Source organism: Nocardioides cremeus, from assembly GCF_030518195.1.
GTDB lineage: Bacteria > Actinomycetota > Actinomycetes > Propionibacteriales > Nocardioidaceae > Nocardioides > Nocardioides cremeus.
The window spans coordinates 1-218 of the sequence record NZ_JAULSC010000453.1 but is presented as its reverse complement, the minus strand read 5'-3'; the positions used below and the strand labels follow the sequence as shown (position 1 = coordinate 218).

General features: G+C 80.3%; 1 pseudogene. It reads right to left on the bottom strand.

Going from position 1 to position 218, the window contains the following annotated elements:
- A pseudogene (locus QWJ41_RS21705) lies at positions 1-218 on the bottom strand (methionine synthase); the annotation flags it as partial.

Genomic DNA, 218 nt, shown 5'->3' with positions numbered 1-218 from the left:
GGCGGTGTCGCTGACGGCCCCCTGGGGGTCGGTGCTCGGGACCAGCCCCAGGACGACCACGTCACCGGCCTCGAGCGCCTCGGCGAGCACGTCGTGGTCGGCGGCGGCCAGCCGGGCGACGTCGACCAGGAGCCCGCGGGCGCCGGCGCCGCGCAGCAGGGCCCGCGGGGTGCCGGCCGAGCACGAGTGCACCCAGGGCTCCGCGCCCTCGGCGACGA